Source organism: Streptomyces aurantiacus, assembly GCF_027107535.1.
In the GTDB taxonomy this organism is placed as follows: Bacteria; Actinomycetota; Actinomycetes; order Streptomycetales; family Streptomycetaceae; genus Streptomyces.
This window is the reverse complement of record NZ_CP114283.1, coordinates 1460591-1476292: the sequence shown is the minus strand read 5'-3', so window position 1 is coordinate 1476292 and position 15702 is coordinate 1460591. Positions and strand designations below refer to the sequence as shown.

Annotated in this window: 10 protein-coding genes; 3 read left to right on the top strand and 7 right to left on the bottom strand. The window is 69.6% G+C overall.

The annotated features are described in order from the left end of the window. The first annotated feature begins 41 nt into the window (after positions 1 to 41). Together O1Q96_RS08200 and O1Q96_RS08195 are read left to right on the top strand one after the other, a co-directional pair. A complete protein-coding gene (locus O1Q96_RS08200; RefSeq protein WP_269247516.1) occupies positions 42 to 4220 on the top strand; it encodes a HAMP domain-containing protein in 4179 nt (1392 codons plus the stop codon). Next, positions 4210 to 4794, top strand: a complete 585-nt coding sequence (locus O1Q96_RS08195) for a response regulator (protein WP_269247515.1) — start codon at positions 4210 to 4212, stop codon at positions 4792 to 4794. The genes O1Q96_RS08200 and O1Q96_RS08195 overlap by 11 nt, the downstream gene beginning before the upstream one ends. Positions 4795 to 4839: 45 nt before the next feature. On the opposite strand, the gene O1Q96_RS08190 is transcribed toward O1Q96_RS08195, so the two are convergent. Both O1Q96_RS08190 and lepA read right to left on the bottom strand, forming a co-directional pair. Further along, the gene (locus O1Q96_RS08190; RefSeq protein ID WP_269247514.1) at positions 4840 to 6726 is read right to left on the bottom strand and encodes an AMP-dependent synthetase/ligase; all 1887 of its coding nucleotides are present in this window, start codon (positions 6724 to 6726) and stop codon (positions 4840 to 4842) included. 252 nt (positions 6727 to 6978) lie between these two features. Continuing rightward, the gene (lepA, locus tag O1Q96_RS08185) at positions 6979 to 8847 is read right to left on the bottom strand and encodes a translation elongation factor 4 (RefSeq protein WP_269247513.1); all 1869 of its coding nucleotides are present in this window, start codon (positions 8845 to 8847) and stop codon (positions 6979 to 6981) included. 231 nt (positions 8848 to 9078) lie between these two features. On the opposite strand from lepA, the gene rpsT reads away from it, so the two are divergent. Then, positions 9079 to 9345, top strand: a complete 267-nt coding sequence (rpsT, locus tag O1Q96_RS08180) for a 30S ribosomal protein S20 (protein ID WP_217458317.1) — start codon at positions 9079 to 9081, stop codon at positions 9343 to 9345. 256 nt (positions 9346 to 9601) lie between these two features. On the opposite strand, the gene holA is transcribed toward rpsT, so the two are convergent. The 5 genes from holA to O1Q96_RS08155 all read right to left on the bottom strand — a co-directional run bounded on the left by holA (position 9602) and on the right by O1Q96_RS08155 (position 15604). Next, the gene (holA, locus tag O1Q96_RS08175; protein ID WP_269247512.1) at positions 9602 to 10588 is read right to left on the bottom strand and encodes a DNA polymerase III subunit delta; all 987 of its coding nucleotides are present in this window, start codon (positions 10586 to 10588) and stop codon (positions 9602 to 9604) included. A 142-nt stretch (positions 10589 to 10730) separates the two neighbouring features. Beyond that, complete coding sequence (locus O1Q96_RS08170; protein ID WP_269247511.1) at positions 10731 to 10976, bottom strand: hypothetical protein; 246 nt, start codon at positions 10974 to 10976, stop codon at positions 10731 to 10733. A gap of 63 nt (positions 10977 to 11039) precedes the next feature. Beyond that, a complete protein-coding gene (locus O1Q96_RS08165) occupies positions 11040 to 11921 on the bottom strand; it encodes a YceI family protein (RefSeq protein ID WP_269247510.1) in 882 nt (293 codons plus the stop codon). 172 nt (positions 11922 to 12093) lie between these two features. Next, positions 12094 to 12921: an arylamine N-acetyltransferase family protein gene (locus tag O1Q96_RS08160; RefSeq protein ID WP_269247509.1), complete on the bottom strand. Its 828-nt coding sequence runs from the start codon at positions 12919 to 12921 to the stop codon at positions 12094 to 12096. Between the two features lie 4 nt (positions 12922 to 12925). Beyond that, positions 12926 to 15604: a ComEC/Rec2 family competence protein gene (locus O1Q96_RS08155; protein WP_269253528.1), complete on the bottom strand. Its 2679-nt coding sequence runs from the start codon at positions 15602 to 15604 to the stop codon at positions 12926 to 12928. Positions 15605 to 15702 lie beyond the last annotated feature (98 nt).

Below are 15702 nucleotides of genomic sequence, written 5' to 3'. Positions count from 1 at the left end.
TGGCCGCGCCCATAAGCACCGAGTTACCGAAGTGGGCCACCATGAGTGAGAACAGTGCTACGCATGTGCCCGGAGACGGACGGATCCGGGCATCGGATCTGCGTCAGCTGCTCGCCGCCATGACCGCCGCCCGGGACGGTGACTTCAGCAAGGTGCCCGAGACGGGGCACGGCATGGTGGCCGAGCTGAGCACGGTGTTCAACCAGATCCTGGACCGGAGTCTGCACTTCAACGCGGAGGCCCAGCGGGTCCGCCGGGAGATCGTGCGCCACGGCCGGCTGGACGAGCGGCTCTCCGCGAGCCCGGGCCAGGGCCACTGGACGACCCGGATCAACGACGTGAACCAGCTGCTCGACGCGCTGGTGGCGCCCGCCGCCAACGCGACGCGCGTTCTGGACGCGGTGGCGGGCGGCGACCTGACGCAGCGGGTCGACCTGCACGACGGGAACCGTCAACTCCGGGGTGATCTGCGCCGGTTGGGCCGGGCCGTCAACAAGATGGTCGACCAGCTGTCCCTGTTCACGGGCGAGGTGACCCGGGTGGCGCGCGAGGTCGGCACGGAGGGCCGCCTCGGCGGCCGTGCCAAGGTGACGGGCCTGTCGGGAAGCTGGCGGGACGTGACCGAGGCGGTCAACACGATGGCGTCCCGGCTGACCGCCCAGGTCCGTGACATCGCCCTGGTCACCACGGCGGTGGCGCGCGGCGACCTGACCCGCACGGTGACGGTCGAGGCGACCGGCGAGCTGCTCGAACTGAAGCTGACCGTGAACACGATGGTCGACCAGCTCTCCGCCTTCGCCGACGAGGTGACGCGGGTGGCCCGCGAGGTCGGCACCGAGGGCCGCCTCGGCGGCCGGGCCCAGGTGCGTGGCGTGTCCGGGGTCTGGAAGGACCTCACCGACAACGTCAACTTCATGGCGTCGAACCTGACCTCGCAGGTCCGCAACATCGCCCAGGTGACGACGGCCGTCGCGAACGGCGACCTGAGCCAGAAGATCACCGTCGACGCCCAGGGTGAGATCCTGGAGCTGAAGTCGACGATCAACACCATGGTCGACCAGCTCTCCGCCTTCGCCGACGAGGTCACCCGCGTGGCCCGCGAGGTCGGCACCGAGGGAAACCTCGGCGGCCGGGCCCAGGTCCGCGGCGTCTCCGGCGTCTGGAAGGACCTCACCGACAACGTCAACTTCATGGCGGACAACCTGACTTCACAGGTCCGCAACATCGCTCTGGTCTCCACCGCCGTGGCCCAGGGCGACCTCGGCAAGAAGATCACCGTGGAGGCGAAGGGGGAGATCCTGGAGCTGAAGTCGACGATCAACACCATGGTCGACCAGCTCTCCGCCTTCGCCGACGAGGTCACCCGCGTGGCCCGCGAGGTCGGCACCGAGGGAAACCTCGGCGGTCAGGCCCAGGTCCGCGGCGTCTCCGGCGTCTGGAAGGACCTCATCGACAACGTCAACTTCATGGCCCTGAACCTGACCTCGCAGGTGCGCAACATCGCCCAGGTGACGACGGCCGTCGCCAACGGCAACCTCTCCAAGAAGATCACCGTCGACGCGCGCGGCGAGATCCTGGAACTGAAGGACACCGTCAACACCATGGTGGAGCAGCTGCGCGCCTTCGCCGACGAGGTGACACGGGTGGCCCGCGAGGTCGGCACGGACGGCCGCCTCGGCGGCCGGGCCCAGGTGCTGGGTGTCTCCGGGGTGTGGCGGGATCTCACCGACAACGTCAACTACATGGCGGACAACCTGACTTCACAGGTCCGCAACATCGCACAGGTCGCCACCGCGGTGGCCCAGGGCGACCTGTCGAAGAAGATCGACGTGGACGCGCGCGGCGAGATCCTGGAGTTGAAGACCACCATCAACACCATGGTGGACACCCTGTCGTCCTTCTCGTCCGAGGTCACCCGGGTGGCCCGTGAGGTGGGTTCCGAAGGCCAACTGGGCGGCCAGGCGCAGGTCGAGGGCGTGTACGGCACCTGGAAGCGCCTGACGACGAACGTCAACGAGCTGGCGTCCAACCTCACCACCCAGGTCCGCGCGATCGCCGAGGTGGCATCCGCGGTGGCCCAGGGCGACATGTCCCGCTCCATCACGGTGGAGACCCAGGGTGAGGTCGACGAGCTCAAGGACAACATCAACCTGATGGTGGCCAACCTCCGCGAGACCACCCGCGCCAAGGACTGGCTGGAGTCGAACCTCGCCCGCCTCGCGGCCCTCATGCAGGGCCACCGGGACCTGATGGAGGTCGCGGACCTGATCCTGCGCGAGCTGACCCCGCTGGTGAACGCGCAGTACGGCGCCTTCTTCCTCGCCGACCCGGAAATGGACAAGGCCACTCTGCAAACAGCCCTTCCCATCAGGGGACTCGCCTTCATCGCCGGGTACGGTTCGGCACAGAGCGCGACGGTCGACACGGTCAGCATGCCGGTGCACGGGCTCGTACGGCAGGCCGCGCGCGAGAAGAAGCGGATCCTGGTGGAGGAGGCCCCGCCGGACTACATCAAGATCAACAGCGGTCTGGGCGAGGCGGCTCCCGCGAGCGTCGTCATCATCCCGATCCTTTTCGAGGACAAGCTGCTCGGGGTGATCGAGCTCGCCTCGTTCTCCCGCTTCTCCGACGTCCACCTGGCGTTCTTCGACCAGTTCGTGAACACCATCGGCGTCGCGATCAACACCATCATCGCCAACTCCCGTACGGAGTCCCTGCTCGGCGAGTCCCAGCGGCTGGCCATCCAGCTCCAGGACCGCTCCGACGAACTCCAGTCGCAGCAGGCGGAGTTGCAGCGCTCGAACGCCGAACTGGAGGAGAAAGCAGCACTGCTGGCGACCTCGTCGCAGTACAAGTCGGAGTTCCTGGCGAACATGTCGCACGAGCTGCGCACACCGCTCAACTCGCTGCTGATCCTCGCCCGGCTGCTCTCCGACAACCCGGACGGCCATCTGTCGGACCAGGAGGTGCAGTTCGCGTCGACGATCCACCGGTCGGGGTCGGACCTCCTCCAGCTCATCAACGACATCCTCGACCTGTCGAAGATCGAGGCCGGCCGGATGGACGTACGCCCCAAGAAGCTGCCGCTGATCAAGCTGCTCGACTACGTGCACGCCACGTTCCGGCCGCTCACCATCGACCGGGGGCTGGCCTTCGAGGTGACGGTCGGCGAGGACGTACCGCGCGAGATGTACTCGGACGAGCAGCGGCTCCAGCAGATCCTGCGCAACCTGCTCTCCAACGCGATCAAGTTCACCGCGTCGGGCCGGGTGGAGCTGCGCGTCAACCGGGTCAGGGATCCCGGGTCCCGGTTCACGCCGGAGCTCGGCGACGACGTGATCGCCTTCGCGGTCTCCGACACCGGCATCGGCATCGCCCCGGAGAAGCTCCCGGTGATCTTCGAGGCGTTCCAGCAGGCCGACGGCACGACGAACCGCAAGTACGGCGGCACGGGCCTCGGCCTGTCCATCAGCCGGGAGATCGCGGGCCTGCTGGGCGGCCGGATCATCGCCGAGAGCGTGCCGGGCCAGGGTTCCGCCTTCACGCTGTACGTGCCTGTCGTCAGCCCCGGGCACTCGCCGACCGCACCGGGCGCCGAGGACCGGTCCCTGTCCGTGCCCGGACAGTTGTCCACCGAGCCGTTCACCGTCCACGACCAGGACGACAGCTGGCCCGCGCCCACCAAACTGGAGGCGTGGACGTCGGGTCGTGCGGGCCAGGTCCTGCCCGGGCGGCGGGTGCTGATCGTGGACGACGACATCCGTAACGTCTTCGCGCTCACCCACGTGCTGGGCCGGGTCGGGATGCCCGTCCTGTACGCGGAGAACGGCCGCGAGGGCATCGAGACCCTGGAGCGCAATCCGGACGTCGAGCTCGTCCTGATGGACATCATGATGCCGGAGATGGATGGTTACGAGACCATCTCCGCCATCCGCCGCACCCCGCGCTGGACCGGACTTCCCATCGTCGCCCTCACCGCCAAGGCGATGCCGGGCGACCGTGAGAAGTCCATCGCGCGCGGTGCGAACGACTACGTACCCAAGCCGGTGGACGTCGACCAGCTGCTGACCGTCGTCTGCGCACTCCTGGACCCCGGGCGCGCGGACGGCACGGAGCGGGAGGATTCCGCCGGATCCGTCATCGCGGGGGCCGGCCCCTCGGAGGAGCCGGCTCCCGCCGACGAACGAATGAGGCAGGCAAGCGATCACCATGAGCACTGAGGCATCGACCGACGAGCGCGCCAGCATCCTCCTCGTGGACGACATGGAGGACAACCTGATCGCGCTGGAGGCCGTCCTGGGGTCCCTCAACGAGCCGCTCGTACGGGCCCGTTCCGGCGAGGAGGCGATGAAGGCCCTGCTGCGGCAGCGGTTCGCGGTCGTCCTGCTCGACATCCGGATGCCGGGCATGGACGGTTTCGAAACCGCCGCGAACATCAAGCGGCTCGACCAGACCAAGGACGTACCGATCATCTTCCTGACCGGCACGGACTCCGACGCCGGGTACGCGTTCCGCGGGTACGCCACCGGAGCCGCCGACTATCTCACCAAGCCGTTCGACCCCTGGGTGCTGCGCGCCAAGGTGAGCGTCTTCCTCGATCTGCACCGCAAGAACCGGCAGTTGGAGCGGATGCTCGCCCACGAGCAGGCGCAGTTCGACGAACTCGCCGACCGTCTGCACGCGATGGAGACCCACATATCGGCCGACGGCCTCGACGACACCCTCGAACTGCGCCACCACATACGTCACATGGAGGACCAGCTGCGCGACATGCGGAGGGGGCGAGGTCTGTGACCCCGCCCCCGTTCACGCCGCCGCGGGAGCGCCCCGCGGATACGGCTACGCCTCGCGCGAACCCGCGTACATCTCGTCGATCAGGTACTTGTACTCCCGCTCCACGACCGGGCGCTTCAGCTTGAGGCTCGGGGTGAGCTCGCCGTGCTCGATGTCGAGGTCACGCGGGAGCAGCTTGAACTTCTTGATGGTCTGCCAGCGCTGGAGACCCTCGTTGAGCGTTTTGACGTGACCGTCGATCAGCTCGACCGTCGCGGGGGCGGCGACGACCTCGGCGTACGACCTGCCCGACAGGCCGTTGTCCGCGGCCCAGCCGAGGATGGACGGCTCGTCGAGGGCGATGAGCGCGGTGCAGAAGTTCCGGTCGGCGCCGTGCACGAGGATGTTGGAGACGTACGGGCAGACGGCCTTGAACTGGCCCTCGACCTCGGCGGGCGAGATGTACTTGCCGCCCGACGTCTTGATCAGGTCCTTCTTGCGGTCGGTGATGCGCAGGTAGCCGTCCGGGGACAGCTCACCGATGTCGCCGGTGTGGAACCAGCCGTCGGACTCCAGGACCTCCGCGGTCTTCTCGGGCAGACCGTGGTAGCCCTCCATGATCCCGGGACCGCGCAGCAGGATCTCGCCGTCGTCCGCGATACGCACCTCGGTGCCGGGCACCGGCTTGCCGACCGTGCCCGTGCGGTACGCCTCACCCGGGTTCACGAAGGAGGCCGCGGACGACTCCGTGAGTCCGTACCCCTCCAGGATGTGGATGCCGGCGCCCGCGAAGAAGTAGCCGATGTCGGGCGCGAGCGCGGCGCTGCCGGAGACACAGGCGCGGAGGTTGCCGCCGAAGGCCTCGCGGATCTTGGAGAAGACGAGCGCGTCCGCGACCTTGTGCTTGGCGGAGAGACCGAAGGGCGCCGAGGCGACACCGGTACGGCGGAAGTTGTCCTGCGTGGTCTTCGCGTACTCGCGGGAGACCCCGGCCGCCCACTGGAAGATCTTGTACTTGGCGCCGCCGGCGGCGCGGGCCTTGGCCGCGACCCCGTTGTAGACCTTCTCGAAGATGCGCGGCACCGCGGCCATGTACGTCGGCTGCACGACCGGCAGGTTCTCGATGATCTTGTCCACGCGGCCGTCGACTGCGGTGACGTGCCCGACCTCGATCTGGCCGGACGTGAGGACCTTGCCGAAGACGTGGGCGAGCGGCAGCCAGAGGTACTGGACGTCCTCCTTGCCGACCAGGCCGGTCGCGGCGATGGCCTTCGCCATGTACGACCAGTTGTCGTGCGGCAGCCGGACGCCCTTGGGGCGGCCCGTGGTGCCGGAGGTGTAGATGAGGGTCGCGAGCTGGTCCCTGGTGATCGCCCCGACCTTCTCCTTGACCAGGTCGGGGTTCTTCTCCAGGTACGCGGCACCCCGCTGCTCCAGCTCGGCGAGGCTGAGCACCCAGTCGCCCTCGTCGTCGCGGGTCTCGACACCTGTGGAGTCGATGACCACGACGTGGGTGAGCTCGGGGAGCTCGGCACGCCTCTCACGCGCCTTGGCGAGCTGATCCGCGTCCTCCGCGATCAGCACCCTGCTCTCGGAGTCGGAGAGGATGAAGGCCGACTCGTCCGCCTTGGTCTGCGGATACACGGTCGTCGTCGCGGCACCGGCGCACATGATGCCGAGGTCGGCGAGGATCCACTCGACGCGGGTGGAGGAGGCGAGCGCGACGCGCTGCTCCGGCCGCACGCCCAGCTCGATCAGGCCGGCCGCGATCGCGTACACCCGGTCGGCCGCCTGCGCCCAGCTCAGCGACTTCCAGTCGTCCGGCCCCTCGCCCGAGGTGGCGGGCACCGGGTAGCGGTACGCCTCCGCGTCCGGCGTGGCCGCGACGCGCTCCAGGAAGAGGGCCGCCACGGACGGCGGACGGTTGTCGATCAGGGTCTGTGTGTCGCTCACAACATCCTCCGGGGCCCGCGACAGTGTGTGGCCGTCTCAGTGCGGTTGGCTCAGTGCGGTCGTTGTTTAACTCGTGAGTAACCAGCGAGTGGTGATCAGAGTAAAGCCCGGTCGCCCGGTGCGTAAGAGGCGGCGGCCTGTCACTTCCTACAGAGCGTGGGCGGAACGAGGCGGTCCGTGGACACGGTGGGCCCGCCGCGCGAAAGCACGACGGGCCCATGGTTTCGGGCCTCGCCCGATGGTTGCCGGTGGCTACTTCTTTCCCTTGGCCGCGCCGCCGCTGTCGTCGCTGGACAGCACGGCGATGAAGGCTTCTTGCGGAACTTCCACAGAGCCCACCATCTTCATCCGCTTCTTGCCCTCCTTCTGCTTCTCCAGCAGCTTCCGCTTACGGGAGATGTCACCGCCGTAGCACTTGGCGAGGACGTCCTTGCGGATGGCACGGATGGTCTCGCGGGCGATGACCCGGGAGCCGATGGCCGCCTGGATGGGGATCTCGAAGGCCTGGCGCGGGATCAGCTCGCGCAGCTTGGCGACGAGCCTCACCCCGTAGGCGTAGGCCGCGTCCTTGTGCGTGACGGCGGAGAAGGCGTCGACGCGGTCGCCGTGGAGCAGGATGTCCACCTTCACCAGCGAGGCGTCCTGCTCGCCGGTGGGCTCGTAGTCCAGGGAGGCGTAGCCGCGGGTCTTGGACTTCAGGTTGTCGAAGAAGTCGAAGACGATCTCGGCGAGGGGAAGCGTGTAGCGGATCTCGACACGGTCCTCGGAGAGGTAGTCCATGCCCAGGAGGGTGCCGCGGCGGGTCTGGCAGAGCTCCATGATCGAGCCGATGAACTCGCTCGGAGCGAGGATCGTGGCCCTGACGACCGGCTCGAAGACCTTGTCGATCTTGCCCTCGGGGAACTCGCTCGGGTTGGTGACCGTGTGCTCCTTCCCGTCCTCCATGATCACGCGGTAGACCACGTTCGGCGCGGTGGCGATGAGTTCGAGGTTGAACTCGCGCTCCAGGCGCTCACGGATGACGTCTAGGTGCAACAGGCCGAGGAAACCGACACGGAAGCCGAAGCCGAGGGCCGCGGAGGTCTCCGGCTCGTAGACCAGGGCGGCGTCGTTGAGCTGGAGCTTGTCCAGCGCCTCGCGAAGGTCGGGGTACTCCGAGCCGTCCAGCGGATAGAGGCCGGAGAAGACCATCGGCTTGGGGTCCTTGTACCCGCCGAGTGCCTCGGTGGCGCCCTTGTCCTTGCTGGTGATGGTGTCACCGACCTTGGACTGACGGACGTCCTTCACGCCGGTGATGATGTAGCCCACCTCGCCGACGCCGATGCCGTCGGAAGGCGTCATCTCGGGGGACGAGACGCCGATCTCCAGCAGCTCGTGGGTGGCGCCGGTCGACATCATCTTGATGCGCTCGCGCTTGTTGAGCTGGCCGTCGATCACACGGACGTAGGTGACCACGCCCCGGTACGAGTCGTAGACCGAGTCGAAGATCATCGCGCGGGCGGGGGCGTCCTTGACGCCGACCGGGGCCGGGACGTCACGGACGACCCGGTCCAGGAGCGCGTCCACGCCGATGCCGGTCTTCGCCGAGACCTTGAGCACGTCCTCGGGCTGGCAGCCGATGAGGTTGGCGAGCTCCTCGGAGAACTTCTCGGGCTGGGCGGCCGGCAGGTCGATCTTGTTCAGCACCGGGACGATGGTGAGCTCGTTCTCCATCGCCAGGTAGAGATTGGCGAGGGTCTGGGCCTCGATGCCCTGAGCCGCGTCGACGAGCAGGACCGTGCCCTCACAGGCCGCGAGGGACCGCGACACCTCATACGTGAAGTCGACGTGCCCGGGGGTGTCGATCATGTTGAGGACGTGGGTGTTGCCCGGGTCGTCGGTGGGCGCCCAGGGCAGTCGCACCGCCTGGGACTTGATCGTGATGCCGCGCTCGCGCTCGATGTCCATGCGGTCGAGGTACTGAGCGCGCATCTGCCGCTGATCGACCACGCCGGTCAGCTGGAGCATCCGGTCGGCGAGGGTGGACTTGCCGTGGTCGATGTGCGCGATGATGCAGAAGTTGCGGATCAGAGCCGGGGCGGTGCGGCTGGGCTCGGGCACATTGTTAGGGATCGCGGGCACGCAGGGTCCTGTCTCTTGAGGCGCCTGTCGCCTCGGGTCGGATCGATACGTAGGCTCCATGGTCCCACGGGCGGGGGCATGCGACCGGTTTGGGCCGTCCGGAGGGCGACTGCTAATCTGGGCAGCTGTGTCTCATGCCCTCTCTGCACGGGACACGCAGGAAATTAGAAGAGAAATCACCGGTGCGCGAGACGTTCAGTCTCGTGTGCCTGAACCTGAGAAGGCTCATTCGTGGCGAACATCAAGTCCCAGATCAAGCGGATCAAGACCAACGAGAAGGCTCGGCTGCGCAACAAGGCCGTCAAGTCTTCGCTGAAGACCGCGATCCGCAAGGCCCGCGAGGCCGCTGCCGCGGGTGACGTCGAGAAGGCCACGGTTGCCGCGCGCGAGGCGTCGCGGAAGCTGGACAAGGCCGTCTCCAAGGGCGTCATCCACAAGAACCAGGCCGCCAACAAGAAGTCGGCGCTTGCTTCCAAGGTCGCCACCCTCAAGGGCTGAACCTCTGCCGAGTGCCGGGCCACGGCCCCGCACTCACTTGATTCGAATGCCGGAAGGACCTGAGCGGGCCCTCTCTCATCCGCTCCCGACCGGCGACCCGACTCGTACGCGACCTGCGTTCGCCACGCGGGTACGAGTCCCCAGCTTGAACCGAGCCCCGGCCCACCACCCCTTCGGGGGCGGGTGACCGGGGCTTTCGGCATCCGGCATTCGGCACCGTCGACGACCGGCGGCGCACATCGCCGACCGGTGGCTGCTACCCGCGGCGCGAGCGGGCCGCGCGAGCGATCGTGACGACGGCCTTCTCCAGCGCGTACTCGGGATCGTCGCCACCGCCCTTCACACCCGCGTCGGCCTCCGCGACCGCCTGCAGCGCGACAGCGACCGCGTCGGGAGTCCACCCCCGCATCTGCTGCCGCACCCGGTCGATCTTCCAGGGCGGCATACCCAGCTCCCGGGCCAGGTCGGCCGGACGCCCGCCGCGAGCCGATGACAGCTTCCCGATGGCCCGCACGCCCTGCGCCAGCGCGCTCGTGATCAGGACGGGGGCGACCCCGGTCGACAGGGACCACCGCAGGGCCTCCAGCGCCTCCGCCGCCCGTCCCTCGACCGCCCGGTCCGCCACCGTGAAGCTGGAGGCCTCCGCGCGGCCCGTGTAGTACCGCCCGACGACAGCCTCGTCGATCGTCCCCTCGACGTCCGCGACGAGCTGGGTCACCGCGGACGCCAGCTCCCGCAGTTCGCTCCCGATCGAGTCGACGAGCGCCTGGCACGCCTCCGGTGTCGCCGCCCGCCCCAGCGCACGGAACTCACTGCGCACGAAGGCCAGGCGGTCCGCCGGTTTCGTCATCTTGGGGCAGGCGATCTCCCGTGCTCCCACCTTGCGCGCGGCATCGAGCAGGCCCTTGCCCTTGGCGGCCCCGGCATGCAGCAGCACGAGCGTGATCTCCTCGGCCGGAGCGCTCAGGTACGCCTTCACGTCCTTGATCGTGTCGGCCGACAGATCCTGCGCGTTGCGCACCACGACGACCTTGCGCTCGGCGAAGAGCGACGGACTCGTCAGCTCCGCGAGCGTGCCCGGCTGCAACTGGTCCGGCGTGAGGTCCCGTACGTCGGTGTCCGCGTCGGCGGCACGCGCGGCGACCACCACCTCCCGTACGGCGCGGTCGAGCAGGAGGTCCTCCTGTCCCACTGCGAGCGTGACGGGGGCGAGCGGATTGTCGTGTGCAGAGTTCCTGGCCATCGCGCCCAAGCATCCCACGCACCTCTGACAACCGGCCCACGACTACGACTCCGCGTCACCGGCACCGGCACCGGCTACCGGCACCGGCTGGTTGACGGGATCCAGCACCCGGCAGCCGAGCACCCCGGCACCGGCACGACGGTCACGGCTCCTCGCGCCAGCCGTCCCACTCCTCCACGAACTCGTCCAGCTCCCGGGCGTCGAGCCGCCCGTCCTCGTCCCGCAGCACGAGCAGCCACTGCGCGTCCTCGGCGTCGTCCTCACCGGCCAGGGCGTCCCGAACGAGCTGCGGCTCCTCGTCGAGCCGGAACCGCTCCCCCAGCGCCTGCGCCGCTTCCTCGGCGGCACCGCGGTCGGGCAGCACCAGTACATGTCTCACATCGCTCACACGGCCATTTTCCGGCACCGGCGCAGCGCCCTGCACCGGGGCCCGCAGACAGCGGAAACCCGGTCAGCCCTTGGGGACGATCTGCACGTCCAGGTCGACCCTGATGCTCGGTCCGACCACGGCGATACCCCGCGCGAGCATCGTCTGCCAGCTCACCGTGAAGTCGTCGCGGCGCAACTCCGTGGTGGCCCGGCAGGCTGCCCGCATCTCGCCCTCCATACCGTTGCCGACGCCGAGATACTCCGCGTCGAGCGTGACCGTCCGGGTCACGCCGTGCAGGGACAGCCCCCCGGTGATCGCCCACCGGCTGCCACCCCGGTGCGTGAACCGGTCGCTGTAGAACTCCAGCGTCGGAAACCGGTCCACGTCCAGGAAGTCCGCGGACTTCAGATGGTCGTCCCGCATCTTCACGTTGGTGTCGATCGACGCCGCGTCGATCACCACGTGCATGGCCGACCTCTCCACGTTCTCGGCCATCCGCACGATTCCCGCGAAGGTGTTGAACCGGCCCCGCACCCGCGCCAGCCCGATGTGCCGTGCGGTGAAGCCGATCGAGGAATGGGTCGGCTCGATCGCCCAGTCCCCGAAACCCGGCAGCGCGGGCGGCCGGGCGGGACGCAGGGTCACCTCACCGAGCGCGGCCACCGCGTTCTCCGCCACCGTGGCGTTCGCCCGGTACGGGGCGTATCCCTCGGCCGAGACCGCGAGGCGGTACTCCCCGGCGGGGAGCGTCACCAGGAAGGACCCGAACGGATCCAGCCCTCCGGCGACCACTTGGCGACCCGCGGTGTCCGTGACCACGAACTCCGCCTCCGGCACCGGCTGGTTGACGGGATCCAGCACCCGGCAGCCGAGCACCCCGGCACCGGCCGGCATCGGCACCGCGGCGAGGTTTCCCGCCGCCTGCGCCCGGTTCGTACGGTTCCCCAGCCAGCTGCCGACCATCTGCGACCCGCCCTCGCGTCAACACACGCTGTGAAATCAGCCGTTGTTGAGGAGGTATTCGACCACTGATGCGACTTTCGAGGCAAGACACGACTACATCGCAGGAAACCAGCACATGTGCTGGGATCACATCCTGGTGGTCCGAATTGGCCGCTCCGCTTGTGTTCTTCCCTCAGACACCTCCGTTCCGGACCACAGGGACGCGATCCAGCACCACCCCGAACCGCTCCCGGTACGCCTCCAGCACCTCCTCGTCCGTGCCCAGTTCCGTCTTCTCCTTGCCACCGCCGGGGCCCGTGACCGTGAGGGTGCGCCCGCTGAGCGTGGTCCGCCCGCCGTCCTCGGTGACCCGAGAGCAGACCAGCGACCGGGTGAAGTGCGACTCCGGCGAGGTGCTGTGCCACCAGGCGCCGGCCGCGAAGTCCCCGAGCACCCGCGGACGCGTCTCCAGCCGGTACTGCGACTTCCCGTCCCGCACCACTTCCAGATCCCCGAATTTTCCGGCGGTCCCCCGGACCCCGGCCGGATCCGCTCCGGCCACGATCACCCGGAACGTGCCGGCCGGGTCCGTCTGCTCACCCCGCTCCCCGAAGGCCAGCGGATAGTGGCTGTGCGCCCCGAACCCGACGTCGGCCAGCCAGTCGCCCCCGTCCACCGTCCGGACCCGCAGCGCCAGATGGTCGTACGGAATCCCGAGCCGCTCCTTCTCCCCGTACACGCGCCCCGCGAGCAGCGTCACGTCGAAGCCCAGCGCCTTGAGCAACGCGCCGAACGCGCCGTTCAGTTCGTAGCAGAAGCCGCCCCTGCGGGCGCCCACCAACTTGTCCAGGAGCCGCTTCTCCTCCAGCACGATCTCCTCACCGAGGTGGATCGACAGGTTCTCGAACGGCACGGTCAGCAGGTGCCGCAACTGGAGCTCGCGCAGTACGTCGGCGGTGGGCCAGGCGGGGTGGGTGACGCCGATACGGCGGAGGTAGGCATCGACCTTTGCGGGTTTCATACCCTCAGTCTCGCGTCACCAGCAGGTGATCGTCTCCACCTCCCACCGCGACCGCCCCGTCCACGTCCGTCCGCAGCACCTGAGCGCCCCCTGCCTCCAGCGCAGCCACCGTGCTCGGGGCCGGGTGCCCGTACGGATTGTCGGCGCCGCAGGAGATCAACGCGAGGCGCGGCGCCGCCCTGCGTATGAGGTCGGGGTCCTGGTAGGCCGACCCGTGGTGGGCGACCTTGAGCACGTCCACGGCTTCCAGAGCGGCGCCGGCCGGCGATCTCAACAACGCCTGCTGGGCGGGTGGTTCGAGATCCCCGAGCATGAGCATCGTCAGACCGGCCGAACGGACGAGCAGAGTGACACTCGCGTCGTTGGGGCCCTCCGGTCCCGGAGCCGGACTCGGTGGCGGCCACAGCACCTGCCAGTCGAGACCCCCCGTACGACGCTGCTCCCCCGCCACCGCCCGCGTCACCGGGATGCGTCGGGCCGCCGCCTGCCGGTGGACGGACTCGGCCTGGTCCAGTGGCTCTTCGAACCCGGTCGTCTCGATCGCCCCCACCGAACGCCCGCGCAGCACTCCCGGCAGCCCCGCCACATGGTCCGCGTGGAAGTGGGTCAGCACGACGAGTGGGACACGGGTGATGCCGAGCGCACGCAGGCACCGGTCGACCAGCATGGGGTCCGGTCCCGCGTCGACCACCACACCGCTGCCGTCGCCCGCCGCGAGCACCGTCGCGTCGCCCTGACCGACGTCACACATCGCGAACCGCCAAGCGGTCGGCGGCCACCCCGTGATCACCCGTGTGAGAGGCGGCGGCTGCACCAGCACGAGCAGCAACAGCACTCCGCAGACACCGCACAGCCAAGGGTGCCGCAGCAGCCTCCGGCCGACGAGCACGGCGACGGTGATCGCGCAGGCGAGCAGCGACGCGCCGGTCCAGCTCCCCGGCCAGTCCACGCCTCCGCCCGGCAGGGCCGCCCCGGCGCGGGCGATGTCCGCGATCCACCCTGCGGGCCAACTCGCGTACCATGCCATCGCCTTCGCGACCGGCATCGCCCACGGAGCCGTGGCCAGCGCCGCGAAACCCAGCACCGTGGCCGGCGCGACCGCGAACTCCACCAGCAGATTGCACGGCACCGCCACCAGACTGACCCGCGCGGAGAGGACGGCGACGACCGGCGCGCACACCGCCTGCGCGGCACCCGCGGCCGCCAACGCCTCGGCCAACCTCCCCGGCATCCCACGCCTTTGGAGTGCGGCACTCCACCGCGGGGCCAGTGTGAGCAGAGCCCCGGTGGCGAGCACCGAGAGCAGGAAGCCGTAGCTCCGGGCCAGCCAGGGGTCGTACAGCACCAGCACGAGCACAGCTGTGGCCAGCGCCGGGATCAGTGATCTGCGGCGCCCGGTGGCGATGGCCAGCAGGGCGATCGCTCCGCAGGCCGCGGCTCGCAGCACACTCGGGTCCGGTCGGCACACGATCACGAAGCCGAGCGTGAGCGCGCCCCCGCACAGAGCGGTTGCCCGCAGCGGCAGCCCGAGCCGGGGTGCCAGCCCGCGGCGCTCGACCCGCTGGGCTCGGCCCGGCGGCCCGATGAGCAGGGCGAGCACGATCGTGAAGTTGGCCCCGCTGACCGCCAGGAGATGCGTGAGATCGGTCGCCTTGAACGCCTCGTCCAGCTCCGGAGTGATCCGAGAGGTGTCCCCGACCACCAGGCCCGGCAGCAGCGCCCGCGCGTCCGGCTCCAACCCGTCGGTCGCCGCTCGCAGTTCGCCCCGGAGCTCTCCGGCGAACCGCTGCGTGCCGGACGGTTGCCCGACCACCTTCGGTGCCCCGCTGCCGCGCACGCGCAGCACCGCCGCGATCCGGTCTCCGCCTCCGAGCGCGGGCACGACCCGTGCCGTCACCCGAAGCCGGGTGGACGGCAGGAGGGAGAGCCAGGGCGAACCCTCCCGCTCACGGGCCACCCGCTGACCTGCGTCCACGATCAGCAGCACCGGCGTCCGGGTCCGTGCCACCGTCCGGTCCGGCTTCTCGACATGCCGGACCTCGGCGTTGAGCAGGATCGCGGTCGGTGCGGCGTGGTTCCCCCTGATCCGGGGCCGGGTGAGCCGTGGGTCCGAGGTGACCTCCACCTCGGCGGTCACCTGGGCGTACTGTCGCGCCAACTCCGGAATCGGGCCACGGCGAAGATCGGCACCGTGCAGCCCTCCGGAGGCAGCCGCAGCCGCGACACAGAGCAGCACGGCCGCTACGGAGATCTTCGGCCAGGAAGACCGGCGCCCCCACCTCCGCCCCTGGACCCGCCTGGAACCGGCAGGCCGACGCCCACTCCCCCTCCCATCCCCGCTCCCTCTCCCACTCCCGCTCCCACCAACGTCACCGTCACCGTCCCCCTCCCGGTCCTCGTCACCGTCCCCCTCCCGGTCCTCGTCCCCGTCTCCCTCTCCGTCCGGTCGGGGCAGCTGCGCGCCTTCGCCCTGACCGCGGCCCCCGCCGCGTCCTGTGGCCAGCAGCCAACCGGCCACGGCCACGCAGACAGCCACCACGCCCGCGACCCACCCGGGGGGTGCGTCCAGCGTCACCGCCGCCGTCGCCCACGCCGCCAGCGCCGGGGGCACCAACCGCAGGTCCGTCGGCCCTTCTTGACGAGGGTGCGCGGCACCGAGCGGACTGCCGGAGCCGGAGTGCACGGCCGACCGGGAGTCCCGGGACACGGTTCGACCGCGCGCCGCCGGGGCCGCGGCAGTCTGCCGTCTCCCAGGCCCCGCAGGAGCCTGCCAGCGCCTCG